Annotated in this window: 19 protein-coding genes; 9 read left to right on the top strand and 10 right to left on the bottom strand. The window is 71.5% G+C overall.

Going from position 1 to position 26,044, the window contains the following annotated elements; genetic code table 11:
• Window positions 1-762 precede the first annotated feature (762 nt).
• On the bottom strand, window positions 763-2,151 hold the full coding sequence (locus tag I596_RS16950; RefSeq protein WP_067650685.1) for a hypothetical protein: 1,389 nt from the start codon (window positions 2,149-2,151) through the stop codon (window positions 763-765).
• Between the two features lie 7 nt (window positions 2,152-2,158).
• Window positions 2,159-2,668 carry a hypothetical protein gene (locus tag I596_RS16945; protein ID WP_067650682.1) on the bottom strand — a complete coding sequence of 170 codons (510 nt, stop codon included), beginning with the start codon at window positions 2,666-2,668 and terminating at the stop codon, window positions 2,159-2,161.
• A 91-nt stretch (window positions 2,669-2,759) separates the two neighbouring features.
• Between I596_RS16945 and I596_RS16940 the strand changes: the two genes are divergently transcribed.
• The 7 genes from I596_RS16940 (at window position 2,760) to I596_RS16910 (ending at window position 13,491) form a co-directional block, all read left to right on the top strand.
• Window positions 2,760-3,875: a hypothetical protein gene (locus I596_RS16940; RefSeq protein ID WP_067650679.1), complete on the top strand. Its 1,116-nt coding sequence runs from the start codon at window positions 2,760-2,762 to the stop codon at window positions 3,873-3,875.
• Between the two features lie 86 nt (window positions 3,876-3,961).
• Complete coding sequence (locus I596_RS16935) at window positions 3,962-5,332, top strand: spectrin repeat-containing protein (protein ID WP_067650675.1); 1,371 nt, start codon at window positions 3,962-3,964, stop codon at window positions 5,330-5,332.
• A gap of 13 nt (window positions 5,333-5,345) precedes the next feature.
• The gene (locus tag I596_RS16930; RefSeq protein WP_067650671.1) at window positions 5,346-6,428 is read left to right on the top strand and encodes a glycosyltransferase family 4 protein; all 1,083 of its coding nucleotides are present in this window, start codon (window positions 5,346-5,348) and stop codon (window positions 6,426-6,428) included.
• A 109-nt stretch (window positions 6,429-6,537) separates the two neighbouring features.
• A complete protein-coding gene (locus I596_RS16925) occupies window positions 6,538-7,623 on the top strand; it encodes a glycosyltransferase (RefSeq protein ID WP_067650669.1) in 1,086 nt (361 codons plus the stop codon).
• A complete protein-coding gene (locus I596_RS16920) occupies window positions 7,620-8,816 on the top strand; it encodes a glycosyltransferase family 4 protein (protein ID WP_067650666.1) in 1,197 nt (398 codons plus the stop codon). Before I596_RS16925 ends, I596_RS16920 begins: the two co-directional genes overlap by 4 nt.
• A gap of 59 nt (window positions 8,817-8,875) precedes the next feature.
• The gene (locus I596_RS16915; protein ID WP_067650664.1) at window positions 8,876-11,218 is read left to right on the top strand and encodes a winged helix-turn-helix domain-containing protein; all 2,343 of its coding nucleotides are present in this window, start codon (window positions 8,876-8,878) and stop codon (window positions 11,216-11,218) included.
• 356 nt (window positions 11,219-11,574) lie between these two features.
• Window positions 11,575-13,491 carry a DUF7933 domain-containing protein gene (locus tag I596_RS16910; RefSeq protein WP_067650661.1) on the top strand — a complete coding sequence of 639 codons (1,917 nt, stop codon included), beginning with the start codon at window positions 11,575-11,577 and terminating at the stop codon, window positions 13,489-13,491.
• A gap of 111 nt (window positions 13,492-13,602) precedes the next feature.
• Here the strand turns inward: I596_RS16910 and I596_RS16905 are convergent, their stop codons facing one another.
• Together I596_RS16905 and I596_RS16900 are read right to left on the bottom strand one after the other, a co-directional pair.
• The gene (locus I596_RS16905) at window positions 13,603-14,388 is read right to left on the bottom strand and encodes a DUF11 domain-containing protein (protein WP_190278937.1); all 786 of its coding nucleotides are present in this window, start codon (window positions 14,386-14,388) and stop codon (window positions 13,603-13,605) included.
• Between the two features lie 62 nt (window positions 14,389-14,450).
• The gene (locus tag I596_RS16900) at window positions 14,451-18,425 is read right to left on the bottom strand and encodes a beta strand repeat-containing protein (protein ID WP_067650654.1); all 3,975 of its coding nucleotides are present in this window, start codon (window positions 18,423-18,425) and stop codon (window positions 14,451-14,453) included.
• A 511-nt stretch (window positions 18,426-18,936) separates the two neighbouring features.
• Between I596_RS16900 and I596_RS16895 the strand changes: the two genes are divergently transcribed.
• A complete protein-coding gene (locus I596_RS16895; RefSeq protein ID WP_067650652.1) occupies window positions 18,937-19,797 on the top strand; it encodes a helix-turn-helix transcriptional regulator in 861 nt (286 codons plus the stop codon).
• A 123-nt stretch (window positions 19,798-19,920) separates the two neighbouring features.
• On the opposite strand, the gene I596_RS16890 is transcribed toward I596_RS16895, so the two are convergent.
• The 4 genes from I596_RS16890 to I596_RS16875 form a co-directional block, all read right to left on the bottom strand.
• Window positions 19,921-20,907, bottom strand: coding sequence for a HEAT repeat domain-containing protein (locus tag I596_RS16890; RefSeq protein ID WP_067650650.1), 987 nt, complete (start codon window positions 20,905-20,907; stop codon window positions 19,921-19,923).
• A 137-nt stretch (window positions 20,908-21,044) separates the two neighbouring features.
• The gene (locus tag I596_RS16885; RefSeq protein WP_067650649.1) at window positions 21,045-22,271 is read right to left on the bottom strand and encodes a HEAT repeat domain-containing protein; all 1,227 of its coding nucleotides are present in this window, start codon (window positions 22,269-22,271) and stop codon (window positions 21,045-21,047) included.
• Window positions 22,272-22,289: 18 nt separating this feature from the next.
• Entirely contained in the window at window positions 22,290-23,054 is a 765-nt protein-coding gene (locus tag I596_RS16880) for a hypothetical protein (protein WP_150132233.1), read from the bottom strand.
• Between the two features lie 5 nt (window positions 23,055-23,059).
• The gene (locus tag I596_RS16875; RefSeq protein WP_067650644.1) at window positions 23,060-23,614 is read right to left on the bottom strand and encodes an RNA polymerase sigma factor; all 555 of its coding nucleotides are present in this window, start codon (window positions 23,612-23,614) and stop codon (window positions 23,060-23,062) included.
• A 111-nt stretch (window positions 23,615-23,725) separates the two neighbouring features.
• On the opposite strand from I596_RS16875, the gene I596_RS16870 reads away from it, so the two are divergent.
• Complete coding sequence (locus I596_RS16870; RefSeq protein ID WP_067650639.1) at window positions 23,726-24,412, top strand: class I SAM-dependent methyltransferase; 687 nt, start codon at window positions 23,726-23,728, stop codon at window positions 24,410-24,412.
• A 210-nt stretch (window positions 24,413-24,622) separates the two neighbouring features.
• Here I596_RS16870 and I596_RS18260 read toward each other — a convergent pair whose 3' ends face one another.
• The gene (locus I596_RS18260) at window positions 24,623-24,871 is read right to left on the bottom strand and encodes a helix-turn-helix domain-containing protein (RefSeq protein ID WP_484481960.1); all 249 of its coding nucleotides are present in this window, start codon (window positions 24,869-24,871) and stop codon (window positions 24,623-24,625) included.
• A 495-nt stretch (window positions 24,872-25,366) separates the two neighbouring features.
• Window positions 25,367-25,939 carry a restriction endonuclease gene (locus I596_RS19330; protein ID WP_425478783.1) on the bottom strand — a complete coding sequence of 191 codons (573 nt, stop codon included), beginning with the start codon at window positions 25,937-25,939 and terminating at the stop codon, window positions 25,367-25,369.
• Between the last annotated feature and the right edge of the window lie 105 nt (window positions 25,940-26,044).

Here is a 26,044-nt window from a genome sequence, read left to right as displayed (position 1 = left end):
CTTCGGCTGTTGCTGTGGCTGTGGCTTTTGCTTTTTTCGCCCTGAAGCAAGCCGAGCATCGCAGGGCGAGGAGGCCGCAGAGGCGCCCCGTGTCTGAGCGAAGCGAGTTGGGGCGCCGTGCCTCCTCGTCCGAGAAGCGCAGGGAACCGGTCCGGCGCAGCCGGATCGGCTTGCGCCGGGCAGAGGGCTTTTGGTTCCTTTTGGCCCATCAAAAAATGTCCGGGAGACATTTTTGACATCGCGCAGCGATGGCCCGGAGGGCGGCGGCCAGGGATGGCTGCCGCAAAAGGGACTCGGCCGCGCAGCGGACGAAAGCTCTTGATGTTGATCTGGCTTTTCTCTGTGCCAGCGATCCTCATCGGAAAACCACAGCAGAAGATCAGAGCAACGGCTTCCGCACGCTGCGCGCGCGGGTCACTTTTGCGGCCCGCCATCCCTGGCGGCCGCCCTCCGGGCCGTCGCTACGCGACGACAAGAATTTCTCCTGGAAATTCTTTGTCTTGGCAAAAGTAACCAAAACCGTGGTCGCCGGCGCGAGCCGCCGCGGCTGCGCCGCGCCGGTCCCCTGCGCTTCTCGGCCAGCCAGGCACGCTGCCCCAACTCGCTTCGCTCAGACACGGGGCAGCTCTGCGGCCTGGCCGACCTGCGATGCTCGGCTCGCTTCAGGCGCCAACAGCAAGGGCGAGAGCACGGCAACGGCAACAACGACCAGAGGGAGAGCGACGGGCCGATCGATTCCCGCAGATCAGCGAAGAAGCACGATCACGGCGGGCATGTCCGGTCCAGCACCGGTCCCAGCCACGCCAGCGCCAGCACCAGCGCGGCCAGCACGGCGCCGGCCGCCAGCCGCAGCGGCGTGAACGCGATCGGACCCGCGCCGGCCGCGGCCGCGCGCCGGCGCGCCAGCGAGACCAGCCAGCTGGCCGCCAGGCCGCAGGCGATCGGCAGCAGCGGAAACAGGAAGCGCGCCTTGACGTGCAGCGGCAGCATCAAGGCGAGCTGGTACCCGGCGAACAGCACCAGCAGCAGCGCGATCCGGTCCGGACGCCGCCGCCACGCGACCAGGCCGAAGGCGCCGCCGGCGAGGATCAGCGTGTGGAACAGCGCATTGGCCGCGGTCAGCGTGCCGGTCAGCCACGGTGCCGTGCGGTAGGCCGCCAGGTGACCGGCGCAGGCCGGCCCCGGCAGCTGCGAGACCAGCGGCGTCTTGGCGTTGAACAGCCGGAAATACTGGCGGCCGAGCTGGTCGGCCGCGATCCGCAGCAGGCCGCGTTCGGCGACCAGCGCGTCGATCTTCTCGCGGGTGGCGGCGTTGCGCGCCTGCGGCGTGTCGCCGGCTGCCATGAACGCGGGCAGCGTGAGGCCGCCCATGTCCTCGACGTAGTCGCTGCGCCAGCGATCGGTCAGCCCGATCCACAGGTTGTAGACCGAGCTGTCGGCGATCATCGGCGTGCCGTAGTCGCGCCAGCCCTGGAGCAGCGCCGGTGCGGTGACCAGGCCGGCGCCGGCGAGAAACGCGGCGATCGCGAGCAGCCGCGCGCGCGCCTGGCCGCGACCGACGAAGGCCAGCAGCAGCACCGGCCAGAACGCGGCCAGCAGGCTCTTGGCGAGCAGGGCCAGGCCGGTGCAGACGCCGGCCAGCGCGGCGCGTGCCGGAACCAATGCGTCGCTCGCCAGCAGGCGCAGCACGGCCAGCACCAGGAACAGGTGCACGACCTCCGGCCACAGCCAGTGCGCGTAGGCGGCCGTGCCGGGATTGAGCAGGAACAGCGCCGCGGCGAGATTGGCGGCGGCCACGCGGCCGTCGATGCGCCGCCACAGGCTGCGCAGCAGCGCCGCGCAGCCGGCCAGCAGCGCGGTCTGTACCAGTTGCACGGCCAGCAGGTGCGGTCCGGCCACCGCGGTGATCGCGGCGATCAGCAGCGGCTGCAGCGGCGGCCAGATCGTGCTGGCATGCCAGGGGCCGCCGGCCAGGATCGCCTGGGCGGCGGCCAGGTAGCCGCCCTCGTCGCCGATCAACTGCTTGGGGCCGCCAGCGTAGTACGCCCACCACAGCAGCGCCTGCGAGGCGGCCAGCAGCGCCAGCGCCGCCAGGGACCAGCGGCGCCGTCCCGCCCGACGCGCCGCAAGCTGCGCGGGCGGGACGGTCATGGCCGGATCACGGCGTGGCGGTCTTCTTCGCGACGCGCTTGGCCGGTGCCTTGAACGTCGGCGTGAACTTCTCGCGGACGCCGGCGGTGGAGATCGACTCGACGTAGTACCAGTACTCCTTGCACGGGTCGATCGTGTCGTCACGGAACGAGTACTTGTGCGACTCGTCGGTGGTGCCGGCGCCGAGGATCGGGTCCTTGGTCAGCTTCGCGAACTCGCCGGTCTCGCTGTCGCTGCGGAAGACCTCGAAGCCGAAGTTGTCCTGTTCGCTGGCGGTGCTCCAGCGCGGCGTGTTGGCGACGCGCTCCTCGGCCGGCAGCGCGCTCTGGTCGCCGCACTCGCCCTCCGGCAGCGCGGCAGGGGGTGCCGGCGTGGCAGCGGTGGCGGGCGCTGCCGCTGGTGCGGCCGCCGGTTCGGTAGCGGGCGCGGCCGTCGGCGCCTCGGCCGGTTTCTGCTCGCAGCCGGCGAGGCCGAGCGTGATGGACAGGGACAGCAGGAGCAGGGCAGAGCGTTGCATCGAAGCCTCCGGGAAGTCGGGACGGGCATCCGCCGCCGTGCAGCGGCAGGCAGGCTGGACAACGGGTGATGGCGGCAACGATAGTCGCCCGATGTGCTGGCTGGCAACTTGTCTGCGGCGCCTGCCGCTCGTGCTCGGCGCCTGGCTGGGCGCGACGGCGCCGCTGCCGGCGGCCGAACCGCGCCTGCGGGTCGAGCTGACGCCGCCGGGCGACCTCTATCCCGCGCTCGACCTGTCGCAGGCGGTCCGTGGCGATGCCCCGCACGGTGGCGGCACCGGCCTGCTGCGCATCCACGTCGAGAATCCCGGTGCGGCCCGCACCGTACGCCTGCGTGTGCAGACGCCGGGCCTGCGCGCGCCGGCCGTGCTGGAAACCGGGCTGGCGGCCGGCCAGTCGCTGGAGTGGTGGCCGCGCCTGGCCTGGGACGCCGCCGCGGTGCAGGCCCTGGCGGCGCCGCGCCGGCAGGTGCTCGCGGTCCGGCTCGAAAGCGCCGGCGCCGCCGCCGCGGAGGAGGTCGACGTGCGCCTGCACGGGCTGGACGAGGCGCTCTATTACGTGTCCAGCGACGGGCAGGCGGTCGATCTCGCCGGCATCTTCGCGGCCTACGTGGACCCGCACAGTCCCGCGGTCGACGCGATCCTGGGCCGCGCCGGCCTGCTGGCCGAGGCGGCCCAGGCCGTGCCGGGGACCCGCGGACGCAGCCGTCGGCTGGCCCTGGCCGAGGCGGTCTGGACCGAGCTGGTGCGCCGCGGGCTGCGCTACTCGGCCGAGGTGCTGGCGATCGAGGCCGGCCCGCACCTGTACAGCCAGCGCGTGCAGCTGCCCGGCCAGACCTGGCAGCGGGGCAGCGCCCATTGCCTGGACGCCAGCGTGCTGATCGCCTCGGTGCTCGAGCGGCTCGGTATCCCGACCTTCCTGGTGCTGGTCCCCGGCCATGCCTTCGTCGGCTTCTATGTCGACCCGGAGCGGCGGCAGGCCGAGTTCGTCGAGACGACCCTGCTGGCGGCCGGCGGCACCTCCGCCGCATCGTTCGCGGCCGCGCGGGCCGCCGGCCGCACGCGCTATCGCGATGCGCTGCCGCACCTGACCGCCGGCGCCCGGCCCGGCTACGTCCTCATCGATACAACCGCGGCGCGGGCCTATGGCATCATGCCGCTCGCCGTCGGGGCCGGCAGTGGCGAGGGCCGCGTGCCGTCCCGCGAGTGAGCGCCGGAGCCGATGCTCCGATCCGAGCTTCGCCCGGACAGCGCGCGAGCGCGTGTCCGCCGGCTTTCCAACCTCATCGACCGCCCGTGACCGAACAGACCGACGACACCTACCTGGCGCGCATCAAGGACGAGATCCGCGCCGAAGCCGAGGCGGCGCGCCGGCGCTCGCCGCTGCCGCGACGCGAAGCGCCGCCGGCCGCGGCCCAGCCGGATGCCCCTGCCGATGCGCCGCGCGTGCGCACGATTCCGGAACTGTCCGGCCTGCACCACCTGGAGTTCCTGCACAACGCGTTCCGCGCGGTGCTCAAGCGCCCGCCGGACGGCCCCGGGGAACTGGTGCAGCTGCGGCTGCTGGCCGCCGGCGCCAGCAAGGTCGAGATCCTCGGCAATCTTCGCTATTCGCCGGAAGGCCGCGAGGTCGGCGTCCCGATCCCGGGCCTGCGGCCGCGCTACCTGCTGACCAAGCTGTTCCGCGTGCCGGTGCTCGGCTACGTCGCCGAGTGGCTGTTCGCGCTGGCCGGCCTGCCCAAGCTGATGCACCACCTGCGTGCGTCGGACACCTATCACGTCGCCCATGCCCGCGACCTGCGCAAGGCCTTCGACGCGCGCTTCGACGACCATACCCGCGACATCGCCGAACACCAGCGCCTGATCGAGCAGCACCTCGATCGCATCAACCGCGCCGGTGAGGACCTGCGTCGGGTCCAGGTCGAACTCGGCGGCCTGGCGACCACCACGCAGCGGCGCTTCGCGGCGGTGGACACTGCGCTCGATGCCGTGCGCGACCTGTCCGGCACGCGCATCCAGGGCCAGCTCGACGAGCTGCGCCACCACGTGCTCAGCATGAACCACTGGCTGACCTCGCTGCGCCAGACGATCGCCGCGCTGGAGAATCCGGACGACGCGGCGAACCGTTCGGCCCGCACGCTGGCCGCGACCGTCGTGGCGCGGCACCTGGCCGGCGACGCCGGGCGCCCGCCGCGCCTGGCCGGCTGGCGCGATGCGCTCGCCGCCGCGGCCGGCACCGGCCGCGTGCTCGACCTGGCCAGCGGCCAGGACTGGCAGGCGGCGCTCGCCGAGCGCGGCCTGGCGATCGAGCCCGCGGACGCCGGCGACCTGCCCTCGTTCCTCGACGATCCGGCCACCGCGCTGGTGCGCACCGGCGACGGCGCGCTCGGCGCGCTGACCGCGCTCGGGCTCGCCGGCGTGCTGCGCCGGCTGCCGGTCACCGGCCTGCTGGCAGCGGCGCAGCGCACGCTGCAGCCCGGCGGCGTGCTGCTGCTGGCGTTCACCGACAGTCCGGCGGCGATCGCCGACCGGCTCGACGGTGGCGCCGCGGGCGCGACGATCGAACCGGCGCTGGTGGCCGAGGCACTCGCCGCGGCCGGCTTCCTCGACGTGCGCCGGGTCGACGCGGCCGACGGCACGCCGGCCCTGCTCGCGCGCCGTCCATGACCGGATGCGCCGCATGAGAATCGCGGTACTGGTGCCGGGGCTGCGCGCCTACGATGCCGTCAGCAACGATGCCCGCCAGATGGCCGCGGCGCTGCGCGCGCAGGGCCACGAGGTGGCGCTGTTCGCGATGGAGGCGCACGGCATCGACGAGCCGGTGCTCTCGCACGAGGACCTGGCCGGCTGGATCCGCTCGCCGGACGATCTGGTGATCTACCACTTCTGCACGGCCTGGGACTTTCCGCTGGAGCTGTTCCGCCGCATCCGCGCGCGCCGCGTCGTGCGCTACCACAACGTCACGCCGCCGGACTTCTTCCGCGGCTGGTCCGACGGCTACGTCTCCGCCTGCGGCAACGGCCGCAAGCAGATCAGCGCGTTCGCGCGGCTCGGCTGCGAGCTGTACCTGGGCTGCTCGCCGTTCAATCTCGAGGATTTCGCGGCCGAGCGCGTCGACCCGGCGCGCATGGCGGTGCTGGCGCCGTTCCATCCGGTCGAGGACCTGGCCGCCCTCGTGCCCGATGCGCGGCGCCTGCCCGACAACGGCGGCGCGCCGCTCCTGCTGATGGTCGGCCGCATCGTGCCGAACAAGGGCTACCTGGAGCTGGCCGAGGCGCTGGCCGCCTGCGTGCGCGAGGTCGACGGGCAGTCGCACCTGCTGCTGGTCGGCAAGCTGGCACCGGCGCTGGCCAGCTACGGCGATGCGTTCTGGACCCGTATCGACCAGCTCGGACTGCGCGGCAACGTCACCCTGATCGACGACGCCGACGGACCGACCCTGCGTGCCGCCTACGAGGCCGCCACCGCGCTGGTGATGCTGAGCGCGCACGAAGGTTTCTGCGTGCCGCTGATCGAGGCGCTCGCGCTCGGCACGCCGGCGGTCGCCTACGGGTCGAGCGCGATCCCGTGGACGCTCGGCGACGCCGGCCTGGTCTGGGACGACCGCGATGCGCACCTGATCGCCGCATCGGTCGGCCGCGTCTACGCCGATCCGGCCTTGCGCGAACACCTCGTCGACCACGGCCGCGCGCGCTATCGCGACGCGTTCGCGCCCGCCGTGCTGGAGCGCGAGCTGGCCGCCGTCATGCGCCGGTTCGATTGACGACGATGCCGCGCGATCCGTCCGCCACCGGCTCCGGCGCCTCGCGCGGACGCGCTGCGCACAGCGGCCGCCCCAACCGATCCTCCCGCCGCGCGCGGAGCCCGTACCGATGAAAGCCGCGATCCTGATCCCCAACATCGCCAGCCGCGACGCGGTCGGCGCCGACGCGATGGCGATGTTCCGCATCCTCGTCGACGCCGGCATCGAGACCCGCATCTTCTGCGACGCGGCCGGCGACATCGGCGAGAAGACCTACCCGGCCGAGCGCCTGCCCGCGTTCGCCGGCGGCAGCGACGACCTGGTGATCTACCACTACTCGATGGGGTGGAAGAAGGGTATCGACCTGCTGCGGCGCTGCCGCGGCTTTCGCGTCGTCAAGTACCACAACGTCACGCCGCCGGCCTTCTTCGAGGGCATCGCCGGCGACTACGTCGAGGCCTGCCGCGGCGGCCGCGCCGAGATCGCGGCGATCGCCACGCTCGGCTGCGAGCTGTACCTGGGGGCCTCGGGCTACAACCTGGCCGAGCTGGTCGAGGCCGGCCTGACGCCGGCGCGCGGCGGCGTGCTGGCACCGTTCCACCGGATCGACGCGCTGGCCGAGGCCGAGGCCGACCTCGATCTCGTCGACGAGCTGACCGACGGCGCGAAGAACATCCTGATGGTCGGCCGCATCGCGCCGAACAAGGGCCATGTCGACCTGGTCGACGCGTTCGCCGCCTACGTGGACGCCTACGGCGATCCGGCGCGGCTGGTCATCCTCGGCAAGATCGATCCACGCCTGGCCGTCTACACCGACCGTATCCGCGCGCGCATCGACCATCACCGCCTCGGCGGCCGCGTGCGCTGGATCAACGGCGCCAGCGAGGGCCAGCTCAAGGCGGCCTACCTCGCCAGCCACGTCTTCATGCTGCTGAGCGAGCATGAGGGCTTCTGCGTGCCGCTGGCCGAATCGATGGCGCTCGGCACGCCGATCGTCGCGCGCGCGACCAGCGCCATTCCCGAGACGCTGGCCGACGCGGGCCTGTCATGGGCCTCGAACGACCCGTACCTGTTCGCCGCCAGCGCCGCGCGCCTGTTCGGCGACGGCGCGCTGCGCGACACCCTGCGCGGCGCTGCGTTGCGCCGCTACCAGACCACCTATGCGAGCCGCGTGCTGCGCGAGCGGTTCCTGCGCTACCTGGAGCCGGCCCTGTGAAACGCCGCGTCGCGATCGTCGTCCAGCGTTGCCACGAGAAGCTCGTCGGCGGCGCCGAAGCCCATGCCTGGCAGTATGCGACCCTGCTCGCCGACGACTACACCGTCGACGTGCTGACCTCCACGGCGATGGACTACATCCGCTGGGACAACGACCTGCCGGCCGGCGTCGAGCAGCGCGACGGCGTGACGATCCGCCGCTTCCGCGTCGAGCACGGCCGCAAGCCGTACTTCGGCCGCCTGCACCGGCGCGTGCTCGACCGCTTCGAGGCCACCGCGGGTGCACCGGACCAGGACCGCTACGGCTGGCCCGAGGCGCTGGAGGAGGAGTTCATCCGCTCACAGGGGCCGGTCTGCCCGGACCTCTACGACCACCTGCGCCAGCACGGCGAGGACTACGCGGCGGTGATCTTCCTGACCTACCTGTACCCGACCACGTTCGACGGCGTGCGCGCGATGCCGCACCGCCGCTGGGGCCTGGTGCCGACCCTGCACGACGAGCCGCCGGCCTACCTGCGCGCGGTCGGGCAGATGGCGCGCAACGTGCCGCGCATCCTGTGGAACACGCAGGCCGAACGGCACCTCGGCGGGCGGCTGTGGAATCGCGATTCGGGCAACCTCGTCGCGATGACCGTCGCCACCGAGCCGGCGCCGCCGGCGCGCGAGGCGACGCCGTACCTGCTCTACTGCGGCCGCATCGACATCAACAAGGGCTGCGACCACCTGCTGCAGTGGTTCGCCGCCTACAAGGCCGCCCGGCTGGCCTCGCCGCTGCGCCTGCTGCTGACCGGGCACAACATCATGCAGGTGCCCGACGACGCGAACGTCAGCGTGCTCGGCTTCGTCGAGGAAGACCGCAAGTTCGCGCTGATGGCCGGCGCGGTCGCCTTCGTGCAGCCCTCGCCGTACGAGAGCCTGAGCATCGTCGCACTGGAGGCGATGGCGCAGGGCACGCCGAACATCGTCAACGGCCGCTGCGAGATCCTCGCCGACCACGTCGCCCGCAGCGGTGCCGGCTTCGTCTACCACGACCAGGCCGCGTTCGACGCCGCGCTCGACGCCGCGATGGCGCTCGACGCCGCCGAGCGCGCGCGCCAGGCCGACCTCGCGCGCCGCTATGTGCTCGACAACTACAGCCGCGACCAGGTGCGTGCGCGGCTGATCGCCGAGGTCGAGGCGCTGGCCGGCGGCTGACGCCGCGACCGCCTGCACCGTCATTTCTCCGCCGCCGGCAGACGCGATAAGGTGCCGGCGTGAGCCGCATCGAGTACCGCTTTCCCCCGTTTCGCCTGTCCCCGGCCGCGCGCGAGCTGTGGAAGGACGCTGCGCTGTGCGCGCCGACGCGGCCGGTGTTCGACTGCATCGCCTACCTGGTCGAGCATCGCGACCGCGCGGTCGGCCGCGACGAGCTGGTCGCGGCGGTCTGGGGCCGGGTCGACGTCTCCGACGGCCACCTCAACCAGACCATCGTGCGTGCGCGGCGCATGCTCGACGACGACGCGCAGACGCAACGCGTGGTCCGCACCGTCTCGGGCTTCGGCTATCGCTGGATCATGCCGGTGATCGCCAGCGACGTGGAGGACGTGCCGGCCGCACCCATCGCGCCGGAGTCCGAGCCGCCGCCTCCTGCGCAGGCGACGCCCGCCGCGGTGCCGCGCACGTCGCGTATTCCGCGCCGCATCGGCTGGGCCTTGCTCGCGCTGGCGCTGCTGATCGTTACCGCCGGCGCGCTCCATCGCTTTACCGCGCCGCGGCCGGTGCCGGCGGCCGCCCCGGTCATCGCGGTGCTGCCGGTCGCGGTCAGTGCGGGACCGTCGGAGGAATGGGTCCGGCTCGGCGTGATGGACCTGGTCGCCGGCCGCCTGCGTGAGGCGGCGCTGCCGGTCGCGCCGAGCGAGGCCGTGATCGCCGCGCTGCACCGGATGACCGATGCCGCACCCGACCGGGCCGCGCTGGCGCGCCTGCTCGAGGCCGGCACCCTGGTCGAAGGCCGTGCGCATCGGGCCGACGGCGCCTGGACGGTGACGCTGGCGACGGTGCCGGCCGACGGCCTGCCGCAGCGCGCCGAGGGCCGCGCCCGCGAGGTGGTCGAGGCGGCGCGCCAGGCCAGCGACCGTCTGCTCGCCGCGCTGGGCCGCACACCGCCCGGCGAACTGCCGGGCGACGGTGCGCTGCGCGAACGGCTGGCCCAGGCGCAGGCCGCCGTGCTCGCGCACGCGCTCGACACGGCCCGCACGATCCTCCAGCAGCTCGCCCCGGCCGATGCCGAGCGGCCCGAGGTGCGCCAGCGCCTGGCCGAGATCGATTTCCGCGCCGGCCGGCTCGACGCCGCCGAAGCGGCCCTGGCCGACCTGCTGGCGCTGCCGGAGGTCCAGGCCGATCCGGTGCAGCAGGCGCGCGCGATCGCGCTGCGCGCCAAGATCCACTTCCGGCGTGGCCGGTTCGAGAGCGCCGAGCGCGATTTCGACGCGGCGCTCCCGGCGCTCGCGGCCGGCCCCTGGCCGCAGGAACTCGGCGATGCGCTGGCCACGCGCGGTGCGGCACGGGTCGCGCTCGGCCGCTACGAGGCCGCCTCGGCCGACCTTGGCCAGGCGCGCCTGGCGATGCGCCAGGCGGCCGACCCGCTCGGCGCCGCCCAGGTGGAGGCCAATTTCGGCGTGCTCGAAGCGCAGCGCGACCGTCCCGAGCGCGCGCTGCCGTACCTGGCGATCGCGGCCGAGCGCTTCGAGGCATTCGGTGCCGCCGAGCGGCTGCTGTTCGTGCTGACCGCCACCTACGACGCGCAGGCGGCGCTGCTGCGCTGGACCGATGCGCTGGCGACCAGCGACCGGCTCTGGGCCTTGCGTGACCGCATCGCCGATCCGGCGTTCTCGCTGGTCGTGGCCTGCCGGCGCGGTCGCGTGCTGCTGGCACTCGGCCGCTACGGCGAAGCCGAGGCCCTGTTCACCGAGACCGCCGCGCGGCGCGAGACGGTGCGGCCGGAGGTGCTGCGCTACCTGCACGACTTCGAGGCCGACCTTGCCGCGCGGCGCGGCCGCTGGGCCGACGCGCTGGCGGCCGCCGATCGCGCGCTGGCGACCTGGCCGGCCGGCCCCGGCCACGACCGCTACGCCCACCTGCTGCGGCTGCGCCAGCAGGCCCGCATCGCGCTCGGTACCGCGCCGCTGCCGCGCGAACCGGCCTATGACGTGGCCGGCACCGCCGAGGCCTCGCCGCTGCTGACGCTGGCCGCCGCCGAATGGAACGACCACGCGCACCGGCCCGATCCGGCCGCCGCGCTCTACGAGGCCGCCTGGCGCCGCGTCGACGCGGCCGGCACGCCGGCCCAGATCGCCTGGGTCGCCGGCGCCTATGTCCCCTGGCTGCTCGCGCGCGGGCGTCTGGACGAGGCCGCCGCGCTGGCCGGCCGCGCCGCCGCCTGGGCCGGCGAGGACTACGGCTGCGCCGCGCTACAGGTGGCCGTGTTCCATGCGCGCGGCCAGCGCGAGGCCTGGGCCGCCGCACTCGCCGCGGCGCACACGCTGGCCGGCGAGCGCACGCTGCCGGCGGCCTGGACGACCTGGCCGCCGGAGGACGCGACCGTCCCCGCCCGGTAGGGCCACGTCGCGCCGGTGGTCGCCCGGCCATCGGTCCCGCCGGCCGGCGCCTGCCGGCCCCGGCGGACCGCTGATCGGTGGCGGGGCGCACGCCGGATCGGCGCGCCGCGCCCGGCATTCTCGATGACGGACAGGGCCCGGACGCGCTCGCGTCCGCGTGGCCGATGGCGGCCCGCCGCCGTGGCGTCGGCGTGTCATTGCTCCGTCACTGGTTTGTCGCCACCACCGAATGACTGTCACACGGCCCCGGCCCAGGCTGCCGCGAGGCCATGGCAGGCCGTGACGCGCCGAGGCGCGCCCACAGCCGAGCATCCGGCATCAGACCTTCATCCAAGAAAACGACACTGGGGAGTGCAATGAACAAGGCCATCATCATGCTGCTGGCGGGACTGTCCGCCGGCTCATCGGCCGTCTGTACCGCCGCCGAGCCCGCGCTCGGCGCACCACCCGCGCTGCGGGCCTATGCCGGCATCGACCAGGACCGCAGCGCCGCCCTCGACGATGCCTACGCCGCGTTCGACCTGCGTGCGCTGTCGGCCTGGCCGACCGGCTTCAGCGTGATCGAATCGCTGCCGATCGCGCTGGCCGCCGAGCGCTTCCTCAACTACGGCATGGGCACGTTCATCGACGACAGCTTCGGCCTGCAGTTCCTGCTCGGGCCGGGCGGCCGCTTCGCCTCGCTCGACACCGGCACCGGCGCGCTGACGCCGCTCACCGACCGGTTGCAGCCGGCCGACCAGCCGTGGCTGTGGTGCTACCAGACCATGGCGACCCCGTGCTGGTCCGCGCTGCACTGGGATGCGACCACGCGCACGCTGTTCGCGATGGCGATCGACCCCTGGGCGCCGCCGTACGCCAGCCGCATCTACACGATCGACCCTGTCGCCGGCACTGCCCGTCCGGTCGGCGAGCCGCTGACCGGCCTCATCGTCCGGCCGATGGCGATCGATCCGCACGGCCGCATGGTCGGCTACGACGAGCTCAGCAGGCAGCTGCTCGAGATCGACAAGCGCAGTGGCGCCTACGACGTCATCGGCACGCTCGACCTCGCGCCGAGCATCCCGCCCGGCGGCCTGCTGCCCGGCGCCGACATGGGTTTCTCGGCCGACGGCACGCTCTGGCTGGTCGGCACCCGGTGGGACGCCGAGGTCCAGCCCAAGTCGACCTACTACCACAGCTATGCGTTCACGGTGGACCGGCAGACCGCGCGCGGCACGCTGGCCGGCGACGCCGGCCTCGTCAACGTGCACCATCTGTCGATTGCCGAAGCCAACCGCGGCCCCGACGTGCTGTTCGCGGAAGGCTTCAACGGCGCGGACGCCTACGATTTCCGCCTCGCCGTCGACATCGCCGAGCCCGCTCCGGTCCCGGCCGGCGAGCCGACGCCGCTGCTGCTGCGCCTGAGCAATTTCGGCAGCGGCGAGATCGTGCTGACCGCGCCGTGGACGATCACGCTGCCGGCCTCGGTCGCCGTCGCCGACGTGCCGGCCGTGCACAGCGACTGCCCCGACGCGTTCGTGCGGGCCGACGCCGGCGCCTCCCAGGTCGAAGTCCGCGCCGGCGTGCGCGTCCGCAGCGAGCTGACCTGCACGATCGAGTTCGCGATCCGCGCGACCCAGGCCGGCAACCATACGATCACGGTGCCGGAACGCGCGGTGCAGACGCAGAACGGCGGCAACGGCAATACGGCGACGACCGTGTTCGTGGCCAGCCCGGCGGTGGTCTCGCCGGTGCTCTACGACCAGATCCACTACATCGGCGAGGGTGGCGGCGCCTATGCGGTGCGCTGGGACGCCGGCGTCGGCCCCGGCCCGACCTGGTCGTCCGAGGGTGCCGACGACTTCAGCGTCGACGGCGCCGGCTGGACGATCACCGAGATCCAGCTGATGGGCGGCGCGGCCAGCCAGCAGGTGGACCTGGCGATCTATCCGGATGCCGGCGGCCTGCCCGGCGAGACGCCGGCGTGCGCCGCCGCGGCGACGCCGTTCACCTATCCGCCGGACGGTCCGCGCGCCCTGGTGTCCGCGCCGCTGCCGACGCCGTGCACGCTGGCGCCGGGCAGCTACTGGCTCGGTGTTTCGTTCGTCAACGACTACTCGTTCTGGCAGCCGAACCTGCCGATCAGCGGCCGCCAGGCGGTCTGGCGCAATCCGGGCGGCGGCGTGCTCGCCCAGGTCGCGCCGTGCCCGACCTGGAACACGCTGACGCACTGCCTCGGTGCGATCCAGCAGGGCAAGGACTTTTCGTTCCGCTTGATCGGTACGCGCTCCTGAGCGTGACCCCGCGTGCGGCAGGGGCCGTACGCGGGGTCAGCCAGCGCACGCAGGCCCGGCTTTTTTTGCACGGGCCGGTCCCTGCCGGAACGCCCCTTCTATGGATGCACCTCACCGCTGCGCTTCGGCACCTCGGTCGACGAGGAGCGCATGCTCGGCGCCTTCGAGCAGCACCACGCCATCGCCGCCGACCAGCGCGAGCGCCGCGCCCGGATGCACGGCCGCCCAGGCGCTGCTCCGTGCCGCGCCCGCGCGCGGCGCGAGGCGAAGGCGGACGAGGTCCTGCGTATCGAGCCGCAGGCGATCGGCCCGAACGCGGCTGTCGTCCGGTAGGCGCCACTGGCGCACGGTCTCGATCGCCGTGCCCTGCGCCGGCGCGAGCGCGAAGACATCGCGCACGCCGTCCTGCAGCGGCAGGGCCTCGGTGCCGTCGGCATAGGGCACGTCGAAGCGGTCCTTGAAGATCACCAAGGTGTTGGTATCCGTCAGCGGCGCGATGTCGCCGGCAGCGAACGTCAGCGTGGCCGTCGTTTCGCTGGGCGTGGCCTGCATCGGCACGCTGAACAGCCAGGTTGCCCGCGCACCGGGCGGCAGCACGGCGGTATCGGCCAGAAGGCCCGATCCCGCAGACGCACAGACCACGCCGTCGACGCCGGGGAAGCACTGCCACGTCGCCGCATCGCCGTCGAAGGCCGGCGACAGCGTCACGGCAACCGGAACCGTCGCCGCGGTCGCCGGGTCCTCGTTGGTCAAGGTGATGACGTAGGTGATCGTCTGCCCGTACCGCGCATAGGCGTGCGCGTCGTCGATCGTCGCCACGAGCGTCGGCTCGCCGGCGGCGGCGACAGGCATCCAGAGCGTGCAGCCGATCAATGCGGCGCGGATGGCGAGGTGCATGGCATGCTCCCGGATCGATGCATTGAGGGGATGGCGGGACGGGCGGTTCGCGAAGGAGCGGATCATGGCGTCCCCTCGAAGTCGTCGCGGAACAGCACGACCGTCGCCACGTCGACGACCGGATCGAGCCCTTCGACCTCGAAGCGGAAGTCGAGCGTTCCGGCGGGGGTGTGCGTAGCGACCGGGACGTGAATCAACCAGGTCATCGACACGCCGGGGGGGACCGTCACGTGGTCGTCGATCGCGCCGTTGCCCAAGGGTGTGCAGCTCGCATCGACGCTGCCGGCGATGCACTGCCACGTCGCCGCGCCCACGTCCGCGCCGCCGCCGAAGCGGGCGCTCACGGCGGCGTTCACCGCCGGGCCGTTGCCGCTGTTGGACAGCGTGACGATGTAGTCGACGATCCGGCCGTAGGTCACGTAGTCAGGGGCGGCCTGCGTCAGCGTGAGCGTCAGCACAGCCGTCGTACACGTCACCCCGACGTCGTCCACGTCCGCACCCGCCAGGACGCCGCTCGCGTGTGATGTCACCGCGCAGCGCTGCAGCGGCGAGGCCGGCTGCTGCGACACCGTCACCGTCCACGCCGTGCCGTTGGCCAGCGGTGCAAACGTGAATGCCGGCGCATCCGCCGAGACGACCTGCGTATCGCCGCCGTTGATCTGGATCTGCACGGTCTGGCCGCTCGCCAGTCCCGCCACCGTGCCGCCGACCGTGTAGGCCGTCGACGTCACCACGCCCGAGCCGATGTAGGTCCGCTGATGGACCGAATCGCGCACCGTCACGCCCGTGCCGCCGACGTTGGCGGTCGCGCCGGCTGCCAGTGCCGGATCGGCGAACCATGACGGCGCGCCATCGACCCCTGCGCTCGCATCGAGCCCATCCTGGTCGACGATGGCGTACGCATCCACGCTCACCGCCGGCACGCCCTGCATCACGTGCGCGCCCTGCGCGACCACGCGCACGTGGGGAAAGCCGTTGAGCACCGGATATGGATAGCCGGCCACCCAGGTCGCGGCCGTGTCCCACAGGCCGGTGGCGATCGGGCCTTGCGAGAGCCAGCGCAGCGTGGAAAGACCGGTGCCGCCCGCGCTGGCACCTTGCCCGCTGGCGTCCGTGTCCCAGAAGCTGTTGGTGGTGTCGCCGCCGAGGCTCCTGCCGACCAGGCCGCCGACATGGGGCGCATGCGTGGTGCTCGATGCAGACGCTGTGGCGGTGGAATAGACGCGATCCAGGCTCGCGCCCTGGTGCACGCCGAGCAGGCCGCCTGCCGCCGCCAGGTCCGCGGCGGTTGCCCGCACGATGCCGGTGGCATAGGCATTGCGGATCGTGCCCTGGTTGTAGCCGACCAACCCTCCGACATTGGCAAAAGGGTTGCTGTTGACGGCGCTGACGTCGGCATCGAGCGCGAAGCTCTCTTCCACGTCGCCTGCGTCCTTGATATAGCCCACCAGGGCGCCGGCCATCGCGTAGCTGCCGCTGCCGGTCAGCTCGATGCGCGGACGCAACAGGCCGATGCGGCGGATCGTGCCGCCGTTCAGTTCGCCGATCAGGCCGGCCACGCCGAAGTCGGCCGCGCTGCGCGCGGCGATGCGCAGGTCGCCGATCACGTGGTAGCGGCCGTCGAAGCTGCCGCTGAATGGTGTGGCGTCACTGCCCACCGGCACGAAGCCGGTGCCCGGCCACATGCCATTGCCGCCGGCCGGCGTGCCGTCGCTGCGGCCGGTTTCGCCGGCGTCGACGTGGCGCGCCAGCGTGTAGTGCGCGTCCGGTGCCATGTACATCAACTGCAACTGATGTGCGGTGCCGATGCGCGTCGCATGTTCCATCTGCAGGAACGGGCGCGTAGCGCCGTCCACCATCGTCCAGGTGGCGCTGCCCGGCGTGTTGCCGAACGTACCGAGCGCCTGGCCCGACGCCGTGTCGTAGGCGCCTTGCCGGAACGCGTAGTCGGCCGCACCGCTTTGCGCCGGGTCGCTGGTGACGGGATTGAGGTTGGTGACGGTGGCGTTGGCGTTGACGAAGCCGACCGCGCTGGCCTGGCCGGTGCTGAAGCGGTCCCAGTACGCGTCGCTGACGGTGCCGTCCATGGCCAGGCCGACCAGTCCGCCGACGTAGGTGCCATTGCCGGTCACCTGGCCGCTGGCCCACGTGCGGCTGATGGCGCCGCGGTTGCCGCCGGTCAGTCCTCCGGCACCGTCGCCCGCGACCGTCACGCGGCCGGTGGCGTAGGCGTGGCTCACCTCGCCAGTGGTGAAACCCACCAGGCCGCCGCCGTACTGGGTGTCCGCGGCCACCTCGGCCGTGGCGAAGGCATGGTCGATGGTCCCCGCCGCGCTGTAGCCCACCAGTCCGCCGACCATGGAAATCCCCGTAACCGAACCGCCATCGACGCCGATGTTGCGCACCACGCTGCCGGCGTCGATGGCGCCGAACAGGCCCACGCAGAGCGTGTCGCCCCGGTCGATGGCGAGGTTGCCGACCACGTGCCCCAGGCCGTCGAACCGGCCGGTGAAGCCGCCGGCACAATTGCCGATCGGCACGAAGCCCGCGCCGCCGTTCCAGTCGCGGGTGGCCGTGGCGTCGATGTCGTCGAACAGCGCGAAGTGACCGGCCAGATCGCTGCCGACCGCCTGCAACTGCTCCAGCGTGGTCACCGGCGTGTAGACCCGCGCGCTGCCGGCGCTGGCGCTTTCCGCCTTCACGTACACCGCGCCGGGCACGGATTTGAGGTACGGCGTGGTCTTGCCGTTCTGGCTGGCCCACACGGCGGCGTCGAAACCGCCCGGCAACGCCGAAATCAGGTTCGCCAGGGGAATCGCCGTGCCGGCGCCATTGTCCGGGTGCGCGCCGGGCGTGTCGCCGGCGAACCAACCGTCGCTGACGCTGCCGCCGGCACCGGCTGGGTTGTGGCCCACCAGACCGCCGACATAGCTGTTGCTGCTGGCCGAAACACCGCCGGTGGCAAAGACATGCTCGACGAGGCCCCGGTTGTAGCCCACGAGGCCGCCGACCTCGAGGCTGCCCGCCACATTGCCAGTGGCATAGGCGTTGCGCAGGGTACTGCCGACGTCGGCGGCTCCCACCAGCCCGCCGATGCTGGACGAGGTGCCCGTCACGTTGCCGCTGGCCCAGACGTTGTCGACGGCACTGCCGGGATAGGTGGTGCCCACGAGGCCGCCGACCGCGCCCGTGCCGGTCACGTTGCCGCCGGCCCAGGCATCGGCGATCAGGCTGCCGCTGCCACTGTGGAAGCCCACCAGACCGCCGACGAACAGAGTGCCCGAGACGTCGGCCGTGGAATAGACGCGGGCGATGACGCCGGAGCTGTTGCCGACCAACGTACCGACCCACCCGCCGCCCGACACGCTGCCGCCGCGCACGCCGAGGTTGCGGATCACGGCGCCCCCGTCAGCGCTGGAAAACAGTCCCGTATCGTCGGTATTCCCGGGGATGACGAGATCGAGCAGCCGATGGCCGAGGCCGTCGAACCGATCGCTGCCGCCGAGAATACCGAGCGGCGTGGTACTGATGACATCGCTCCAGTCCACATCGGCCGCCAGCGCGTAGGCGCCGTTGATGGTGCCGCTGGCGGGACGAATGGCTTCCAGTTCGGCCATGGTATGGATCAGCGTGTAGGGCGTGCCGTTGACGCGGTAGCTTTGCCCGGTTCCCGTGAAATCCACGCGCCCGGTGAAGCCGCCGCCGGTCAGCGCCATGGCCACGCCGCCGTCGGCTTCCGACGCGTCGGTTTCAAGTGACAGGCCGGCCGAGCCTGCGGCGGTCATCACCGCGTTCACGTTCACGTTGCCCGAAGGCGCCGACAGCGTGAGCGTGTGCGCGCTCCAGCTCACCGTATCGTTGACGACGACATCGCCCGACGCGGCGGTGAGCGTGACGTCGCCCTCGGCCAGCTGCGCCGACAGGCGCGCGCCGGTGATGTCGCCGCCCGATGGCGCGATCACGTAGTCGGCCAGGGCCGGCGTGGAAACCAGGGCCGCGAGCGCGGCGACGGCATGCAGGAGCGCGATCGATCTCATGGGGGATGTCCTGGGGTTCATGCGTTCGCGCCGTCGAAGTCGTCGCGGAAGATCAGGTCCGGCTCGACCGCGCCGATGTCGCAGTGCGCGCCCTCGGGCCGGGCGGCGGCGAGGTGACGGGTGCCGTCGCCGCCGGCGGGGCCAGCGGCGCCAGCGCCAGCAGCAGGGCCCCGCTCAGCGGGGCACGTCGAAGGGATCGGGTGTTCGGCGCGGCCATCGTCGGCTTCCTCGGGACCGGGTCAACGGGAAATCACGCCCTCGGCCCGGACCGCGGCCCCAGGCTGAACGCGGCACCGGGCAACCGTTGCGAAGCCGTGACCGACTTCGAATCCGGCCGCAACCGAATGCCGATACGCTTCGCAGGCACGTCGCGGCCGCGCGAGCGCCCACGGCGATGCCGCGCAACGGCTGCCCGGTGCGAATGTGGAAACCCGCGCAAATGCGGCATCGGCTACGGAGGCGAGGGTAGGCCTACACGGCGATCCGGGCTATCACACGTTGGGGTGAGTTGATGACGAAGTCAGAAGCCGATCACAGTGAATCCGAGGCCGGCTTCATGCGCCGGGTGATCGCCTTGTACGCGGCCGAGCCGGACCTGCATGTCTTGCCGCGCGAGGTGTTCGACTGCGTGTCCGTGGCCGCCCGGAGCGAGATCGTCGCCTATACCGAGTTCCATACCGGTTCCGGCGAGTTCCGCGCCGAGTTCTCGCGGCCGGACCCCGATCCGGAACGGCGTACGCGGCTGGCGGCCGCGTACATGCGGCATGCCCGCAGCCACCCCTTCTGGGCCCGGGACCCGGTGTTCTTCGGCGAGCGCGTGCTGCGCGAGTCCGACTTCTTCAGCGACGCCGAGTACATGGCGCTGCCGATCGCGCAGGAGGCCTACCTGCCGAGCGGGGCGCACCGGCAGATGGCCTTCCTCATCGTCAACGAAGGCTATGCGCTGTCCGTGTCCGCCCACCGGGTGGTCGGGGAGCCGGCGTTCTCGGACACCGAGCGCGACCGGATGCAGGAGCTTCGCGGGCATGTCGCCCGGCTCTATCGCCAGGCGCTGGAACGGACCGCGCGCACGATGCCGCCGGTGGAGCGGCTGATCCACCTGTGCCCGGATCTCACGACGCGCCAGCGCGACGTCGCGCGCTGGATCGCCGAGGGCAAGTCCAACGAATCGATCGCGCAGCTGCTCGGCATCCGCCTGGACACGGTGAAAAGCCATCTGCGCATCGTCTACGACAAGCTGGGCGTGGACGACCGGCTGGCCGCGGCGCTGGCGATCCATCGGCGGCCGCCGTTCGCCAAGCTGCCGCCGATGTGGACCTTGCCCGGCGCCCGCTGGAGCGGCGAGGGCCTGCGCACGACCGGCGCCGATTGAGCATCGCCGCGCGGATGGGAAACCGGCGGCGCCCCCGGCGGGACGACGCCTGCGCGTACCGCTGGAGCGGCACGCGCTTCCACGCTCGCTGCCGCGGGCGGCCCTGACCGCCTGCGGCAGCGATCAGCGCAGCACGTCGTCGAAGAACGCCAGCGCCCGCGGCGAGCCCGACTGGCCGAGCCAGAACAGCGCGCGCTGCTTGACCTCGCGCGGCTGGTCGCCCCGCAGCACCGCGATCAGCGCCTCCTCGCCGCGGCCGTCGTCGAGCTGCGACAACGCGAACACGGCCTGTTCGCGCACCGATTCGGACGCTTCGCGCGAAAGGGCGGCGAGGATGTCGTCGGCCGCCGCCGGTGCATCCATCTGCGCCATCCAGAACAAGGCGCGGCTGCGCACCGCGTCGGCTGCGTCCTCCCGCGCGATCGTGCGGACCGCCGCATAGGCGCCCTCGGCGCTCGATTGCGAGGCCGCGAACACCGCATGCTCGCGCAGGTCCGCGTCGGGATCGCTGCGCGCGTGGCGAAGGATCGCGGCCAGGCCGGCCGCGCCGCGCATCTGGCCCAGCCAGAACAGCGCCTGCTCGCGCCGTTCGCGCGGGCGCCCCGGCTCGGCGTTGCGCTCGAGTGCGGCCGTCGCGCTCGCATCGGCGTGCTGGGCGATCGCGACCAGCGCCTGCTCGCCGGCCTTGCCGTCGCCGTCGGTGGCCTGCGCCAGCAGCGCGACACTCTCGGCCGGCACGACCGGATCGATCCAGCGCACCGCGGCGGCATCCTCGATCGGACAACTGGCCGACCACGCGCGCACCGTGTCGACCACGCCGTCCTTGACGTGCAGGTACACCGCCAGTGCCGCGTCCGCGGACGACGGGGCCGCGGTCACGATCGTGCTGCCGTGCGCAGTGCCGCCGTCCAACCGGCAGCCGGCCGTGCGCGCGCCGCCCCGCGCGATCGTGTAGCAGCACGACTGACCGGCGCCGGCGACCGCCGCCACGCGGTAGCCGACCCAGCCGTCGGCGGCGGCGACCTGGGATTTCAGCGTGGGTTCGGCGGCAATGCTGCCGCTCGCGCACGCGGCGGCGAGCAGCCAGAGGCTGGCTTGCAGGGTGTTCATCGGGTTCTCCTCGTCGTGGATGGCCGCAGCGGTGCGGCCGCTGGGCAGGGGTGGGGAAGGCCGCATCGTCCGCGGCCGCCCGGTGTGCGCCGGGACCGCCGCTTCGACGCGGCCATCCCGGGTGGGCGGACTTGCGCTCAGTCGCCCAGCGCGCGCTCGATCAGGTCCAGCGTGGCATCGCTGTCGACCATGCCGAGCACGCGCAGCACCGCCTTCTTCTCGTCCGGCGTCTTGGCCTCGCCGTACAGGCGCTTCAGGCCGGCGCTGTCATCGGCGATCAGCATCGCGCGCAGGGTGGCGTCGCGCAGCGCGGCGGTGTCGGCCTTGGCGTAGAGGCCGGCCAGCAGCTCGGCACCGTGGCCGGACAGGCCCACCGCTTCCAGCGCGGCAGCGCGCACGGCCTCGGGTTGCTTCGTATCGCCGGCGATCGCCGCCACGCGTGTGCCGTCACCGGCGATGCCGAGCGCGCGCACGATCGCGCTGCGCGCCGCCGGGTCGGTCGTCGCGTCGAACAACTGGCCCAGTTCCGCCGTCGCGCCCATCGCGCCGAGCATCTGCGCGGCGTGCTCGCGCACCACCGGATCGGACTCGCTGCGTGCCGCCGCCAGCATCAGGTCCTTGCGGTCGGCGATCAGCCAGGCATCGATGACCTGGCGCTTCTCGGCCGCGTCGGTGCTGCCGGCATAGAGCTCGCGCAGGCGCTCGGCACCGCGCGGGTCGCCGCCGATGCCGAGGATGCGGATCGCCTCGGCGCGCAGGGCCGGATCGGCCGTGCTGCGCGTCACCTCGATCACCGCGTCGAGCGCGCGCGCGTCGCCGAGTTGGCTCAGCACGAACAACGCGCGCTGCTTGGTGCGCAACGGCCGCTGGCTCTTGAGGACCTTGCCCAGCAGCGGGATCGCGCGATCGGGCGGTGCGGTCAGCAGCGCCTCTACGGCGGCGTCCGCTAGGTCGTCCTGCTCGCTCACGGTCGCTGCACCCGCCGCCGCCGCGGCGGGCTTGCCGGGTGCGACCAGCGCATCGGCGTCCTTGCCCCAGCGGCTGGCCGGAAACTCCCGGTGCAGGCGCTCGACCAGCGCGCGGGCCTCGGTGGTGCGGCGCAGTTGGACCAGCGTATGCGCACGCCAGTACAGGGCGGCATCGGCGCTGCGCGGCTCGCGCTCGCGCAGCTGCTGTTCGAGCTGCTCGAAGCGCTGCAGCGCGGTGGTCCAGTCCGCATCGCGCAATGCCGACTGCGCCTGCCAGTAGAGGCGGTTGGCCGCCTGGTCCGTCGGCGCCATGGCGCCATCGTCCAGGACGGCCGACGCCGGACCGGCAGCAAGGGCCAGCGCCAGGGCGAGCAGGGGGGTTCCGAATCGGGTCATGCCGGGGTCCTCAGGGTTTCAGGTGCGCTGCACGCGCTGGTGATCGAGCCGGACCTGGGTTGCGCGCACCTGGAACAGCAGGTCGGTGTCGCGCAGGTAGTCACGCAGGCCTTCATCGACTTCGACGGGCGCCGATGACGCGCGGTTAGCCAGCGACAGCAGCACCGGCTCCAGCCGCTGCAGGAAATCGGCCAGCACCAGGTCGCCGGCTTGCGCGGCGGCGCGGGCATAGAGCCGGTTCGACGCGACCAGCGCGGCGGCCCGTTCGCGATTGCCGGCCAGCAGGGTGGCATCGGCGCTGTTGCCGGCCGTCAGCAGCACGCCCTCCGTCGTGCGCAGGTGGGCGGCCACATAGGCGTCCAGCACGCGCGCGGCCGCGGCGTTGGCACGCGCTTGCGCGGCTTCATCGGGCGTGGGTGCGCTCTGGCGGCCGGCGAAGAAGCCGACGCCGACGGCCAGCGCGAGCGCGCAGGCCGCGGCCCAGCCCAGCCGCGGCGGCGCCGGCAGCGCCAGCGCCGCCCGCAGCCGGCGCAGCCAGGTGGGCCGGACCGACGCCGGACGCAGGCGCGGCTCGATCCGGCGCCAGAGCCGCTCGCCAAGATCCACGTCCGCCACCGGCACCGGCGTCGCATCGGCCAGCGCCAGCGTCGCCTCCAGCGCGACCAGCCGCGCGCGCAACGGCGCGGAGGCCACCAGCGCCGCTGCGATCGCGGCCCGTTGCGGCGCATCGAGGCCGTCGTCGTAGAAGTAGAGAACCAGGTCGTCGTCGCTGATCGGAGTCATGGTGTTCATCCCGCGGGTTCGATCGCCGCACGCAGCTTGCGCACGGCCCGAAAGATCGCCTGCTTGCAGGCGTTGACGTTGAGCGACAGCGCCGCGGAGATGTCCTCCAGCGACTGCCCCTCGTGGTGGCGCAGCACGAAGGCGGTGCGCTCGGTGCTGCTCATCCGGGCCAGCACCGCCTGGATGCCGCGGCCGATCTGCGCGCTGGCGGCATGGCGCTCCGGGCCCGGCGCCGCCTCCATCACCGCCAGCACGTCGTCCTCGTCGCTATCGGCCTGCAGCACCTCGTGCCGGCCGCGCCGGCGCATCTGCTCCAGCGCCGCATTCACCGCGATCCGGTGCAGCCAGGTCGAGAACGCTGCGCGCCCGTCGAAGCGGCCCAGGTGGCGGTAGGCGCTGATGAAGGCCTCCTGCAGGGCGTCCTCCGCCAGCGCGCGATCGCCGGTGATGCGCGCGCAGACGCGGAACAGCCGGTCGACCTGGGGGTCGATCAGCCGCCGGAATGCCTGCGTATCCCCCTGGGTGGCCCGCTCCAGCCAGGCCGCTTCGTCATCTGCCATGCCCCCTAGGATGCACCTCGGGGCGATTCGGTTAGCCGGCCCGCGCCACCGGCCGTGCGCAGTAGACTCGGCGGTCTCGCCAGGCCGGCCGTGCCGGCCCCGGAGTGCCCGATGAGCGATTCACCCCACGACGCGGCGATCCTGGCCGCCTGGCTGCGCAACGCCGCCCCCTGGGAAGCCGCCGTGCGCGAGCAGCGCATCGAGAGCCGCCGCCTGGTCACCGACCACGCGATCGTCGCCGCCGTGAAAGAGGCTGCACCGCGCTACGTGCTGGACCTCGGCTGTGGCGAAGGCTGGCTCGCCCGCGCCCTGGCCGCCGAGGGTATCGCCGTGACCGGCGTGGACGCCGTGCCCGCCCTCGTCGAGGCCGCGCGCCAGCAGGGCGACGGGCCGTTCCACGTCGTCGCCTACGAGCAGCTCGCCGCCGGCGTGCCCGGCGGGCCGTTCGACACGGTGGTCTGCAACTTCGCGCTGCTGGGCGAGCAGTCGGTGGAGCAGGTATTCGCGGCGCTACCGGGCTTGCTGGTGGCCGGCGGGCGTTTCATCGTGCAGACGCTGCATCCGCTCGTCGCCTGCGGCGAGGCACCCTATCGCGACGGCTGGCGTGAGGGTTCCTGGAGCGGCATCGACGGAGATTTCGTGGACGCGCCGCCGTGGTACTTCCGGACGTTGGAGAGCTGGGTGGTGCTGTTTGTGCGGTATGGGCTGGCGTTGGAGGCGCTGTGCGAGCCGGTGCATCCGGCGACCCAGCGGCCGGCATCGGTGATCCTTGTTAGCAAATGCCGGCGTGACAGCTGAAGCTTTCAGAAGCGAAAGTGCCGTTAGTAGCGACGTCGAGCAGCCAAAGAGCCGGCTCCGACTGAAGTCCTACTAATGTACCGGCGCAGCTAAGCCATCCTGGCCAGCACCACAAGCGCGGCGCATGCTTCCGGTGGCAAATACTATGTGCTGCAACTGGCAATTGTGGCTATGGCTAAAGGCCGAATCTCGGTGTAAGAAATCTCCTACTTACCCACTTAAGGCTAGGCTATCGAGTTCTTGGCGCACTTGCGTCAGCAACTGACCTGCCTTGCGTGGATTGGCATCGGCGTAGGCCAACGCGACGAGCACAAGAGGGTGAATATCTAGAACCTCACACAACTCACCTAACTTTCCTAGAGTTGGACTCTTCAGGTCGCGCTCTAAGGCGCTTAAGTACGTGCGGCTGGACACGTTAGAGAATGACTCTTGGCTCAAGCCGCGCGCTTTTCTGACCATTCTTAGTGCAGCCGCCAATGAGTTCTTCGCCGCCATGAGGTGGTCTCCCAGAAAAGAGGGATAACACCCTATTGATATCTATAGAGCTACAACCTATAGTGTTCAAACCAGGGCCTTGGAGGTGCTTGGTGGAATCAGCGTTCTGCGGAATGTGTGCGCCTATCAAAGGTTCGCCGAGAAGCGGCGAAGGCCTTTAATCGTGCATTGAGTTCCGCTCATCAATGTCGGTAAGTGCAAGGTACGCTCAAAAGATAAGGAGCTCTTCATGTCGTCCTCTTCCGTGGTGGAACGTTTCGAGCAAATCGATCAAATCGCTTCGCGAGCAAGATCGCTTGTTACCGTCTTAATACTTCACTATACGACGCCTGATCGACATAGCGAGCTGGGCGACACTCATATGGTGGATGTTCTTGAGTTGCTAGAGGAATCCCTGGAGCAAGTTCGTGAGAGAGCGCGCTCATAAAGGAACTGGAAAGACATGCTGTCTTCCGCCTCTCAAATCCCTCTACGAAATTTATCCGGGGATCGGGCGTCCGCGCATACACTACATTGCTTCTCATTCTCTCGAACCTCGAAGGTCCTGCCACATAAGCTGCATAAGCGATGAACGACACAAAATGTTTCGGCTCGCATGGTTGCAGAGTCTGTGACTAACATAAAAAGTCTATTGAGAAATCTCATGGCGAAATCTTCCGATGTGCTGTAAGCATCTATCTGCACATGATAAATATTCGTAGACTCTGCAACTTTCCTAGCCCCAGCCTGGAGTGGAAGAGGCGAAACAATAATTCCCGCGTCCGCCCCAGTATCTCTCAACACAAATGCGAGAGCGCCAATGTTAGCCTGGGACTGCCGATTGTTCGTTCTGCGGCATTCCACAACCACAACCCGCGCGCTACCAGAGGTGACACCTTTAGCGTCAATTTCCCACTCAGTGCCGCTTGAACCATATATCCGCTGCTTTCCTTCAAATCGTTCCACCCCGAACTCAGAGGCAAAGCGGTTCAATAGCTCCTTAGCGAGAGCTTCGTATCGTTCCCAAGGCTTCAGTTCGCGAGGGCGGGTCATTGCAAAGTAAGTATTGGGCCGCGCCGTGAAGCAGTGCGGGCTCTAGAATCATTGAGCGAGCGGTAAAGCCGCCGCATGGATAAATAGTGCGTTGCCGGGCAGCGA

The organism is Dokdonella koreensis DS-123, from assembly GCF_001632775.1.
Classification (GTDB): Bacteria; Pseudomonadota; Gammaproteobacteria; order Xanthomonadales; family Rhodanobacteraceae; genus Dokdonella; species Dokdonella koreensis.
Note: the sequence above shows the minus strand (reverse complement) of the source record. Positions and strands in the feature narration are given on the sequence as shown.

Excerpts from the sequence above, each read along its gene's own strand:
- I596_RS16950 (WP_067650685.1), bottom strand. The coding sequence starts at position 2,151 with ATGACCGTCCCGCCCGCGCAGCTTGCGGCGCGTCGGGCGGGACGGCGC.
- I596_RS16945 (WP_067650682.1), bottom strand. The coding sequence starts at position 2,668 with ATGCAACGCTCTGCCCTGCTCCTGCTGTCCCTGTCCATCACGCTCGGC.
- I596_RS16940 (WP_067650679.1), top strand. The coding sequence starts at position 2,760 with ATGTGCTGGCTGGCAACTTGTCTGCGGCGCCTGCCGCTCGTGCTCGGC.
- I596_RS16930 (WP_067650671.1), top strand. The coding sequence starts at position 5,346 with ATGAGAATCGCGGTACTGGTGCCGGGGCTGCGCGCCTACGATGCCGTC.
- I596_RS16925 (WP_067650669.1), top strand. The coding sequence starts at position 6,538 with ATGAAAGCCGCGATCCTGATCCCCAACATCGCCAGCCGCGACGCGGTC.
- I596_RS16910 (WP_067650661.1), top strand. The coding sequence starts at position 11,575 with ATGAACAAGGCCATCATCATGCTGCTGGCGGGACTGTCCGCCGGCTCA.
- I596_RS16905 (WP_190278937.1), bottom strand. The coding sequence starts at position 14,388 with ATGCACCTCGCCATCCGCGCCGCATTGATCGGCTGCACGCTCTGGATG.
- I596_RS16900 (WP_067650654.1), bottom strand. The coding sequence starts at position 18,425 with ATGAGATCGATCGCGCTCCTGCATGCCGTCGCCGCGCTCGCGGCCCTG.
- I596_RS16895 (WP_067650652.1), top strand. The coding sequence starts at position 18,937 with ATGACGAAGTCAGAAGCCGATCACAGTGAATCCGAGGCCGGCTTCATG.
- I596_RS16890 (WP_067650650.1), bottom strand. The coding sequence starts at position 20,907 with ATGAACACCCTGCAAGCCAGCCTCTGGCTGCTCGCCGCCGCGTGCGCG.
- I596_RS16885 (WP_067650649.1), bottom strand. The coding sequence starts at position 22,271 with ATGACCCGATTCGGAACCCCCCTGCTCGCCCTGGCGCTGGCCCTTGCT.
- I596_RS16880 (WP_150132233.1), bottom strand. The coding sequence starts at position 23,054 with ATGACTCCGATCAGCGACGACGACCTGGTTCTCTACTTCTACGACGAC.
- I596_RS16875 (WP_067650644.1), bottom strand. The coding sequence starts at position 23,614 with ATGGCAGATGACGAAGCGGCCTGGCTGGAGCGGGCCACCCAGGGGGAT.
- I596_RS16870 (WP_067650639.1), top strand. The coding sequence starts at position 23,726 with ATGAGCGATTCACCCCACGACGCGGCGATCCTGGCCGCCTGGCTGCGC.
- I596_RS18260 (WP_484481960.1), bottom strand. The coding sequence starts at position 24,871 with ATGGTCAGAAAAGCGCGCGGCTTGAGCCAAGAGTCATTCTCTAACGTG.
- I596_RS19330 (WP_425478783.1), bottom strand. The coding sequence starts at position 25,939 with ATGACCCGCCCTCGCGAACTGAAGCCTTGGGAACGATACGAAGCTCTC.